The organism is Bacillus salipaludis (assembly GCF_030938565.1).
Classification (GTDB): Bacteria; Bacillota; Bacilli; order Bacillales; family Cytobacillaceae; genus Neobacillus; species Neobacillus salipaludis_A.
In genome coordinates this window covers 801,499-812,500 of record NZ_JAVGVR010000001.1, presented here as the reverse complement: position 1 = coordinate 812,500, position 11,002 = coordinate 801,499, and the positions used below count along the sequence as shown (strand labels likewise).

Genomic DNA, 11,002 nt, shown 5'->3' with positions numbered 1-11,002 from the left:
CCAAACAGTGCTCTACCTCCAAGACTCTTACTTCGTGAGGCTAGCCCTAAAGCTATTTCGGAGAGAACCAGCTATCTCCAAGTTCGATTGGAATTTCTCCGCTACCCACACCTCATCCCCGCACTTTTCAACGTGCGTGGGTTCGGGCCTCCATCCAGTGTTACCTGGACTTCACCCTGGACATGGGTAGATCACCTGGTTTCGGGTCTACGACCACATACTCAAACGCCCTATTCAGACTCGCTTTCGCTGCGGCTCCGTCTCATCAACTTAACCTTGCATGTAATCGTAACTCGCCGGTTCATTCTACAAAAGGCACGCCATCACCCATAAACGGGCTCTGACTACTTGTAGGCACACGGTTTCAGGAACTATTTCACTCCCCTTCCGGGGTGCTTTTCACCTTTCCCTCACGGTACTGGTTCACTATCGGTCACTAGGGAGTATTTAGCCTTGGGAGATGGTCCTCCCTGCTTCCGACCGGATTTCACGTGTCCGGCCGTACTCAGGATCCACTCAGGAGGGAACGAAGTTTCAACTACAGGGTTTTTACCTTCTATGACGGACCTTTCCAGATCGCTTCATCTACCCCGTTCCTTTGTAACTCCATGTTGAGTGTCCTACAACCCCGAAAGGCAAGCCTTTCGGTTTGGGCTGTTCCCGTTTCGCTCGCCGCTACTCAGGGAATCGCGTTTGCTTTCTCTTCCTCCGGGTACTTAGATGTTTCAGTTCCCCGGGTCTGCCTTCATTATCCTATGTATTTAGATAAAGATACTGCTCCATTACGAACAGCGGGTTCCCCCATTCGGAAATCTCCGGATCAAAGCTTACTTACAGCTCCCCGAAGCATATCGGTGTTAGTCCCGTCCTTCATCGGCTCCTAGTGCCAAGGCATTCACCGTGCGCCCTTTCTAACTTAACCTAAAAGGTTTTACTCTAAAATTAGAGAGAAAAACTAAAATGGCGATTACTCGGTTTTTACTTGGTTACTTCTTCTTACGATTATCTAGTTTTCAAAGAACGATTTAAAAAAGCTTTGAGAGAATTGCTCCCTCAAAACTAAACAAACAAGAAACGGTCAACATCTTATCAGTCCATAAGGACTGCATTATCCTTAGAAAGGAGGTGATCCAGCCGCACCTTCCGATACGGCTACCTTGTTACGACTTCACCCCAATCATCTGTCCCACCTTAGGCGGCTGGCTCCTTACGGTTACCCCACCGACTTCGGGTGTTACAAACTCTCGTGGTGTGACGGGCGGTGTGTACAAGGCCCGGGAACGTATTCACCGCGGCATGCTGATCCGCGATTACTAGCGATTCCGGCTTCATGTAGGCGAGTTGCAGCCTACAATCCGAACTGAGAATGGTTTTATGGGATTGGCTAAACCTCGCGGTTTCGCAGCCCTTTGTACCATCCATTGTAGCACGTGTGTAGCCCAGGTCATAAGGGGCATGATGATTTGACGTCATCCCCACCTTCCTCCGGTTTGTCACCGGCAGTCACCTTAGAGTGCCCAACTGAATGCTGGCAACTAAGATCAAGGGTTGCGCTCGTTGCGGGACTTAACCCAACATCTCACGACACGAGCTGACGACAACCATGCACCACCTGTCACTCTGTCCCCCGAAGGGGAAAGTCCTATCTCTAGGAGTGTCAGAGGATGTCAAGACCTGGTAAGGTTCTTCGCGTTGCTTCGAATTAAACCACATGCTCCACCGCTTGTGCGGGCCCCCGTCAATTCCTTTGAGTTTCAGCCTTGCGGCCGTACTCCCCAGGCGGAGTGCTTAATGCGTTAGCTGCAGCACTAAAGGGCGGAAACCCTCTAACACTTAGCACTCATCGTTTACGGCGTGGACTACCAGGGTATCTAATCCTGTTTGCTCCCCACGCTTTCGCGCCTCAGCGTCAGTTACAGACCAGAAAGCCGCCTTCGCCACTGGTGTTCCTCCACATCTCTACGCATTTCACCGCTACACGTGGAATTCCGCTTTCCTCTTCTGCACTCAAGTCCCCCAGTTTCCAATGACCCTCCACGGTTGAGCCGTGGGCTTTCACATCAGACTTAAAGGACCGCCTGCGCGCGCTTTACGCCCAATAATTCCGGACAACGCTTGCCACCTACGTATTACCGCGGCTGCTGGCACGTAGTTAGCCGTGGCTTTCTGGTTAGGTACCGTCAAGGTACCGGCAGTTACTCCGATACTTGTTCTTCCCTAACAACAGAGCTTTACGACCCGAAGGCCTTCATCGCTCACGCGGCGTTGCTCCGTCAGACTTTCGTCCATTGCGGAAGATTCCCTACTGCTGCCTCCCGTAGGAGTCTGGGCCGTGTCTCAGTCCCAGTGTGGCCGATCACCCTCTCAGGTCGGCTACGCATCGTCGCCTTGGTGAGCCGTTACCTCACCAACTAGCTAATGCGCCGCGGGCCCATCTGTAAGTGTCAGCCGAAACCGACTTTCAGCTTTTCCTCATGAGAAGAAAAGGATTATCCGGTATTAGCTCCGGTTTCCCGAAGTTATCCCAGTCTTACAGGCAGGTTGCCCACGTGTTACTCACCCGTCCGCCGCTAATCAACAGGAGCAAGCTCCTATTGATTCGCTCGACTTGCATGTATTAGGCACGCCGCCAGCGTTCGTCCTGAGCCAGGATCAAACTCTCCAAGAAAGTTGATGTAGCTCATTTGTTACGTTGGCTCATGTTTCCTATATAATAGAAGAAACATGAATATTATTGTTTGTTGACGTTTTTGTCTGTTTAGTTTTCAAAGAACAATCTTGTTTCCACTTCTAAAATCTCTTCCAGAAGCAACTTTATAATAATATCACCTCGTTAACGATCTGTCAACATTTTTCAACACGTTATTATCATTATGTTGTTGACACGTCATTAACGACTGCTTAAATATAATACCACCATTTATATAACTACGTCAACACTATTTTAAATAAAAATTAGCTAGAATTCTATTGAACCTTTTTTCCTACCATTTATATGGACTCGTTTTAAAAATATTTTTGGTAAAACCAAAATTTTGTCCCTAAACAAATTGAAGCCAATTTACGCGCCAACTCTCCTGAATTCCATGTTCCGGTATTATTAGACAGGACGATAACGGTAACCCTGTCTTTAATAAAATCCACTATTTCACATTTAAAACCAGGCAAACTGCCGTTATGCTCAATCATAGGTCTTCCAAAACTTATAAGGTTATTTGCTACTTTCCAACCGTAGCCATATTTAAAAACACCCAGTTTAGAGGTATCGATATAGCCTGTCTCCATTTTTTCAATCTCTTTTGGTGAAAGGATTTTGAAGTCATGTATCGCATTATTGTATCTCATCATGTCTCCGACTGTTGAAATAATATCACCCGCTCCTGCAAGCTGGCTTTCATCATCCCTCTCAACCACTTTCCGCATGTTCCTATATCCCATTGCAAAATCCTTTGCATCAGCCTTTTTAAAGTAGGTATGATCCATGCCAGCAGGTTTAAAGATATTGTCCCGAAAATAGGTCTGATAGCTTTTTCCGGAAACTTTTTCAATAATGTAAGCAAGTATCATATACCCCGTGTTAGAATACATATATTTTGTTCCGGGATTAAAAGTCAATGCTTGGTTCTTCATTAAATTAATAAAAGCTGTCAGCGTGATTGGCTTGGTTGTATCTGTAAGTTTAGAATGGTCGGCAACCCCCGAGCTGTGGGTTAGCAAATGTTGAATGGTAATTTTATCGCCATCCGGAAAATGATTTATATATTTCGATATTGGATCAGAAGTTTTCAATTTCCCATTCTTTTCAAGTTGAAGGATAGATACCGCTGTAAAGGATTTTGTTAGCGAAGCAATACGAAATTGGGTGTTTAGTTGATTAGGAATCCCTGTTTCTTTATTGGCAAATCCATAACCTTTTTCAAATACCCCCTTCCCATCCTTGGCAACTAACACGACACCATTAAATTGACTATCCAAAGCCTTTTTATCCATAAACACTTCGAGCCTATTCTTGAGGTTACCTTGCAATCCTGACTGCGTATTACCATATACATTAAATGCCGCTATCGTAATAACTAGAAAACAAAATAAAACACTAATTACCCACTTAACTGACTTTTTCATTTGCACAGGATTGCCGCCTCTCAATTAATCTGCCTTTTGAATCAATTATACGTTTATAATTCGTTATTTCAAAAATTCAATACTTATAAAACACAAAAGCCGACCCCATTTAAAAGGTCGGCTCCGCATACTGCTTATTTTGTAATTCTTACGATATCTGCTTGTTTCAAATCTACCTGGCCTTGTTTTTCAATCACAACTTTTTCACCTTCTGCTAAGTTGGTGAAAACAATTGGAGTAATCGTAGAAGTCGCATGTTCTTTTACATAATCCAAATCAACCTTTAATAGTGGCTGTCCTTTTACAATACGGTCATTTTCAGACACTAATGTTTCAAACCCTTGACCCTTCAAATTAACAGTGTCGATCCCCACGTGAATAAGGATTTCACGACCGCTATCAGATAAGATTCCAATTGCATGTTTCGTTGGAAATAAGTTAACAATCTTTCCATCAACAGGTGATACAACCGTTCCCTCTGAAGGAATAATCGCAAAACCGTCCCCCATCATTTTTCCAGCAAAGACTTGGTCTGGAACTTCTGTGATCGGTTTGATTTCTCCTTTTAATGGAGCAACAATGATTTCTTTACTAGTGTTCCCAGCCGGAACAGCTTGAAGCTTGGTTTCCTTTGACGGGGCTGCAGCTCTTGGACGTTTTCCTTCCATAATATCTTTCATTTGTCCTTTGATGGTTTCAGAACGCGGTCCAAAGATGGCTTGGATGTTATTACCTACCTCAAGAACACCTGCAGCACCTAATTTCTTCAATTGGTTTTTGTCTACTTCTTTAATATCATTTACTGATACACGAAGGCGTGTAATACAAGCATCTAAATGAGCAATGTTTTTCTGTCCACCCATTGCATCCAAAATATTTGCTGCAAGATCACCTGAACCAGTTTTTCCTGTTGGAGCCTCATCTTCTTCTTCTTCTAATTCACGACCTGGAGTTTTGAGGTCAAATTTACGAATTGCGAAACGGAATCCGAAGTAGTAAATGACTGCAAAGATAAGGCCTACTGGAATAACAATCCATGCATGTGTTTGCGGGTTAATAAGCCCAAATAAAATGTAGTCAATCAATCCACCCGAGAAGGTCATTCCGATTTTTACGTTTAAAAGATGCATGGTCATAAAGGATAGTCCAGCAAAAATGGCGTGAATACCGAATAATACTGGTGCTACAAACAAGAATGAGAATTCAATTGGTTCTGTAATACCTGTTAAGAATGATGTTAAACCAGCAGAAAACATGAGGCCGCCGACAACAGCTTTCTTTTCCGGCTTTGCTTCATGGTAAATCGCCAAAGCCGCAGCAGGAAGACCAAACATCATAAATGGATATTTACCAGTTGTGAAAGTACCTGCCGTTAAGTGTTTTACACCATCTTTAATTTGCTCCATGAAAATATGCTGGTCACCATGAACAATTTGACCTGCTTTATTTGTATAGCTCCCAAATTCAAACCAGAATGGTGCATAGAAGATATGATGCAATCCAAATGGAATCAGAGAACGTTCAATAACCCCGAAAATAAAGGCCGAAAGCGTTAAATTTGCGTCCACCATGTTCGTTGAGAATGCATTCAAGCCAGATTGAATCGGCGGCCAAATGACAATCATAATTAATCCTAAAATTACTGAACTTGCTGCCGTTATAATTGGTACAAACCGCTTACCTGCAAAAAATCCTAAATAAGATGGGAGTTCAATTTCAAAGAATTTATTGTACATTGTAGCTGCAATGATCCCGACAATAATACCGCCAAACACACCCGTTTGCAGAGTTGGAATCCCCAATACAGATGCATAACTTTGCGGATGTTTCGTTAAAGCATCTGCATCAATGCCTAGTGCTGTACCCATTGTTGCGTTCATGATAAGGAAACCAACAATTGCTGCGAGACCTGCAACACCGTCTCCTCCGGCTAATCCAATTGCAACACCGACTGCAAATAACAATGCAAGGTTACCAAAAATAACGCTTCCTGCTTGTTCCATAACTTTTGCAACCATTGCTACACCATGGTTGTCTAAAAATGGTGCAAGATCTAATAAGGTTGGGTTTTGAAGAGCATTACCAATCGCAAGTAAAATCCCAGCAGCCGGTAAAATTGCAACCGGCAGCATTAATGCTTTACCGACTTTTTGCAAGACGCCAAAGGCATTCTTAAACATAGATATAACCCCCAATATTATAATTTAGCTCATTAAGCGTTTTCATTTATGGTAAAAAACCAACAAAAAAAGGCATGAGTAAAAGTAAACTGAATAAAGGTACGGGTATAGAATGCCCCTTACACTTTATTTCAATGAATACTTTTCACTCATGCCTGATCGAATCAGTAACACGTAAAAAATAATAGCTATTTAATTTTCTTTTGAAGCCTTTGGAGATGCATTGTCAAATAAACCGCTTCTGCATCATAGACTGTCAACTTTAATGTTTGCTGCATTACCTTAATGAGCTTCCAAGATAGATTATAGCATACTGGATATTCTTCTTTCAATAGAGAAGCAATTTTTTCTGGTTCCTCTACCCTCTCCCCTTTTTGCACTCTTTCAATCGCAAATCGAAGATGACGAACAAGACGCATATAATCAATGCTTTCTTTATCAATTTCAATATCAAGCTGTTCTTCGACCATTTCAACTAGTCTGCTTATAAGCTGGGAATGTCGGTTCACATCGGAGAGGTTTTTATTTGTAATCGCACTATGAATATGCAGTGCAATAAAACCAATCTCACCATCGGTGAGGTTTATTCCCGTTTTCTCTCGAATATATCGGACGACTTCTGCCGCCACTTCGAACTCATGCCGATACAACGCTTTTGTTTCCACTAAAAACGGGTTGGACATTTCCATCCCTTGCGATGCCCTTGTAATCGCAAACATTAAATGGTCCGTTAAAGCAACATGTATATGTTCATTGAGCTGTGAATTTGTTCTTTGCTTGATCAGACCTATAGCAGAAATAATCACTTCAAGAAATTCATTATCAATAAAAGGAAGCAGCTTAATATAACTTTCTTGTTCCTTTTCATTTTTTAAAACAAAAAGCTTTTCAACTGTATCAGTCTCAATAAAATCCCCCTGTTTCCGATTGAAACCAATACCTTTTCCAATTAAGACAACTTCTTCATAGGAAGGGTGTTTAGCGATTAAAACATTGTTATTCAACACTTTATCAATCAATAATTTTGCCATACCCTTTTCTCCATTTCCCTTTTCCTTAGTATCATCATCGTAAAAGAGAGAATACAGGAAGTCAACGGCAATTTTCGACTATTTCCACGGAAATCATGACCAATAGTCGACAAAAAAGGAACCTCAATCTGTGAAAGAGGTTCCTTTTTTACACTTATTTCAAAATAAAATATACAAGAAAGATTACAAAGAAGAGATACATAATAGGATTAATTTCCTTGATTCTTCCTTTTACAATCATGGTAATTGGATAGAATATAAACCCAATTGCAATACCTGTTGCAATGCTATAAGAAAGCGGCATTGTAATCATCGTTAAGAAAGCCGGTACAGCAATCTCAAATTTTTTCCATTCAATATCGCCTAACGAAGAAACCATCAATACTCCGACAATAATCAGTGCAGGTGCAGTAACAGCTGTAGTAACTACTGATAATAACGGGAAGAAAAAGATTGCCAAAATAAAGAATCCCGCTGTTACTAATGAAGCAAATCCTGTTCTAGCTCCTGAAGCTACCCCTGCAGTAGATTCAATATAAGAAGTAGTAGTAGATGTTCCCAGAACTGCACCAACCATTGTTGCAATGGAGTCAGATAACAACGCTCTTCCTGCATTCGGAAGCTTGTTGTCTTTCATTAATCCCGCTTGGTTTGCAACCGCAACAAGTGTTCCTGCGTTATCAAAGAAATCAACAAACAAGAATGTAAGGATAATTCCCACCATACTCGTCGACCAGAAGGAACTGTCACTAAAGGATGAAAATACAGCACCAAACGTTGGATCTAAGCTCGGTACTTTTCCGACAACTTGATGAGGAATATCAATTAAGTTAAAAATCATTCCAACAATCGCCGTGATGATCATTCCAAAGAATACGGCTCCTTTTATTCCTCTGGTCATCATAATAACCGTAATTAATATACCAAAAATCGTAAGTAATGTATTCCCGTTTGATAAGTTTCCTAACCCCACAAGTGTTGCATCGTTTTTTACGATAATTCCTGATTCCTGAAGTCCAATAAAGGTGATAAACAAACCAATACCGGCCCCAACGGCATGTTTTAAATCGATTGGAATTGCATTAATAATTTTTTCACGAAGACCAGTCAGTGTCAAAACGAAGAAGAACACACCAGAAATTAATACCGCACCCAACGCATGCTGCCAAGGGATTTTATCGCCCAATACTACGGTATAAGCAAAGAATGCATTTAACCCCATCCCCGGTGCAAGCGCAAGCGGGTATTTTCCAAGGAGCCCCATGACAATCGAGCCGATAGCAGAAGCAATAGCCGTTGCCACAAATACTGCTCCATAATCCATTCTTAAAGCATCTGGGAATCCTTTAATACTTGCTAAAGATAAAGTAAGTGGGTTTACCACTAAAATATAAGCCATTGCTAAAAAAGTAGTCATACCGCCCATGAATTCTTGACGATAACTAGTACCAAACTTTGCAAACTCAAAATAGTTTTTCAACCTATTTACCCCCTAATTGATCCTTTATCTAATAAAATCACCAAAAAACGCTCCGGTATCCACCGAAACGTTGACAAAAGGCATATGTAAATAACAAAAGGACAAAAATCCCCTATTAAAAACTCGCCTCGTAGTCAAGCTATTTACGGTAGCTCGGTAGAAACTTTTGGGCCCTATTCCCAAGATTATACGACACAATATGACAAATATTTAGTACGTTAGTATCATATCAAGGGTGAGGTCTTCTGTCAATAAAAAATACGAACGTTTTTTATTTTATAAATAAAAACATTCGTATTTTCCAACATTTATTTAATTATCCGATTGGTACAACTAAAAAATCAGTGGGGAAGCCCCCACTGATTAAAGTTTCACCTTATTCCCATTCAATCGTAGCTGGCGGCTTGCTTGTAATATCATAGACCACCCGGTTTACATGGGCAACTTCATTGACGATTCTGGTTGAAATAACTTCAAGTACATCCCACGGAATCCGCGCCCAATCGGATGTCATCCCATCGATCGAGGTTACAGCACGAATACCAATCGTGTAATCATACGTTCTAGTATCCCCCATAACCCCAACACTGCGAACGTCTGGAAGGACAGTGAAGTATTGCCAAATTTCGCGATCTAAGCCAGCCTTTTTAATTTCTTCACGTAAAATCCAATCAGATTCACGAACAATCTCTAATTTATCTTCAGAAATCGCCCCTAATACCCGAATACCAAGACCCGGACCTGGGAATGGCTGACGCCAAACGATATCATCCGGAATTCCAAGCTCAGTTCCGAGAGCACGGACTTCATCTTTAAAAAGGGTATTTAATGGTTCAATTAATTTAAACTGCATATCTTCAGGCAGACCGCCGACATTATGGTGGGACTTAATCGTTTGCGCTGTTGCTGTCCCACTTTCAATAATATCGGTATAAAGCGTTCCCTGCGCTAAGAACTCAATTCCTTCAAGCTTCGTTGCTTCATCATCAAAAACATAGATAAATTCGTTACCGATAATTTTACGTTTCTTCTCAGGATCTGAGACGCCTTCCAATTTGGAAAGGAAGCGATCCTTTGCATCAACCTTGATGACATTCATATGGAAACCTTCGGAGAAAGTTTTCATAACGCTCTCCGCTTCGTTTTTACGAAGTAATCCGTGATCAACAAAAATACATGTCAACTGATCGCCTATCGCTTTGTGGATTAAAACAGCCACAACAGATGAATCTACACCGCCGCTAAGAGCACATAGGACTTTTTTGTTACCGACAGTCTGACGGATTTTCTCCATTTCCATTTCGATATAGTTTTCCATCGACCAATCGCCACTGCAATCACAAACATTGAAAACAAAATTTTTCAGAAGGTCGTTTCCATAAACGGAATGACGAACCTCCGGATGGAATTGTACAGCATAAAGTTTTCTTGCTTCATCACTCATGGCCGCAATCGGACAGTGTGGATTTGTTCCGTCTACAGTAAAGCCAGCAGGTGCTTCAACCACCAAATCACCATGGCTCATCCAAACCACCTGCTCATTTGGAAGATCCTTATATAAGGCAGATTGATTATGAATCGTCATTGTTGCTTTTCCATATTCACGCTGCTTTGCTTTTTCGACTTTGCCTTCAAAATGAACGGTCATTAACTGCATCCCATAACAAATCCCCAGAATCGGCAGACCCATTTCAAAAATCCCTTCATCACACCGGAAGGAGTTCTCATCATAAACACTATTTGGACCACCTGAGAAAATAATCCCTTTTGGATTCAATTTTTTGATTTCCTCTACGGTAATTGTGTGGGGATGTAGCTCACTATACACACCAAATTCACGAATTCGGCGGGTAATAAGCTGGTTATACTGGCTTCCAAAATCTAAAACAACTATCATATCCTGTTTACCTGACAATGCGGCCACCTCTTTTTAATTTCATGTAATTTTAATTAGTTTTTACTACAAATGAAAAAAATAAATAAAAAAAAGAAAACTAGCTTTCTCCAACCAAAAAAAATAGGAAGGCAGAATTCTAGTTTTCTCGCAAAATCGTTCAAAAACTTTCTGCCTTCATAGTCGGGCCATTTACGGCAGCCCGGTAGAGACTCTCGAACCCTATCATCGAGGATATATGAAGGTAACGTAAAACGAACCTTATTGAATTAAACCTTATTGTAGCAATTTGTCG

At 41.4% G+C, this 11,002-nt stretch carries 5 protein-coding genes, 2 rRNA genes and 2 riboswitches (1 of these 9 cut by a window edge); all 7 genes read right to left on the bottom strand.

Translation table 11 applies throughout. The annotated features are described in order from the left end of the window. Positions 1-922: ribosomal RNA gene (locus RCG21_RS04035) — 23S ribosomal RNA — on the bottom strand; it reaches 2,014 nt to the left of the window's first position. Positions 923-1,118: 196 nt separating this feature from the next. Further along, positions 1,119-2,668 (bottom strand): 16S ribosomal RNA (locus RCG21_RS04030). The 16S and 23S rRNA genes sit together here, the layout of an rRNA operon. A 338-nt stretch (positions 2,669-3,006) precedes the next feature. Beyond that, positions 3,007-4,122 carry a serine hydrolase domain-containing protein gene (locus RCG21_RS04025; protein ID WP_235824943.1) on the bottom strand — a complete coding sequence of 372 codons (1,116 nt, stop codon included), beginning with the start codon at positions 4,120-4,122 and terminating at the stop codon, positions 3,007-3,009. 134 nt (positions 4,123-4,256) lie between these two features. Continuing rightward, on the bottom strand, positions 4,257-6,302 hold the full coding sequence (gene ptsG / locus RCG21_RS04020) for a glucose-specific PTS transporter subunit IIBC (RefSeq protein WP_133339603.1): 2,046 nt from the start codon (positions 6,300-6,302) through the stop codon (positions 4,257-4,259). Positions 6,303-6,490: 188 nt separating this feature from the next. Continuing rightward, positions 6,491-7,333, bottom strand: coding sequence for a glucose PTS transporter transcription antiterminator GlcT (gene glcT / locus RCG21_RS04015; RefSeq protein ID WP_133339605.1), 843 nt, complete (start codon positions 7,331-7,333; stop codon positions 6,491-6,493). A gap of 154 nt (positions 7,334-7,487) precedes the next feature. Continuing rightward, entirely contained in the window at positions 7,488-8,813 is a 1,326-nt protein-coding gene (locus tag RCG21_RS04010) for an NCS2 family permease (protein ID WP_133339607.1), read from the bottom strand. Between the two features lie 111 nt (positions 8,814-8,924). Continuing rightward, positions 8,925-9,026, bottom strand: a riboswitch (purine riboswitch). A 163-nt stretch (positions 9,027-9,189) separates the two neighbouring features. Further along, positions 9,190-10,710, bottom strand: coding sequence for a glutamine-hydrolyzing GMP synthase (gene guaA, locus RCG21_RS04005; protein WP_133339677.1), 1,521 nt, complete (start codon positions 10,708-10,710; stop codon positions 9,190-9,192). A 157-nt stretch (positions 10,711-10,867) separates the two neighbouring features. After that, positions 10,868-10,969: riboswitch (purine riboswitch) on the bottom strand. Between the last annotated feature and the right edge of the window lie 33 nt (positions 10,970-11,002).

Bases quoted from the DNA above. Each gene is read 5' to 3' on its own strand.
- ptsG (WP_133339603.1), bottom strand. From the start codon at position 6,302: ATGTTTAAGAATGCCTTTGGCGTCTTGCAAAAAGTCGGTAAAGCATTA.
- glcT (WP_133339605.1), bottom strand. From the start codon at position 7,333: ATGGCAAAATTATTGATTGATAAAGTGTTGAATAACAATGTTTTAATC.
- RCG21_RS04025 (WP_235824943.1), bottom strand. From the start codon at position 4,122: ATGAAAAAGTCAGTTAAGTGGGTAATTAGTGTTTTATTTTGTTTTCTA.
- guaA (WP_133339677.1), bottom strand. From the start codon at position 10,710: ATGATAGTTGTTTTAGATTTTGGAAGCCAGTATAACCAGCTTATTACC.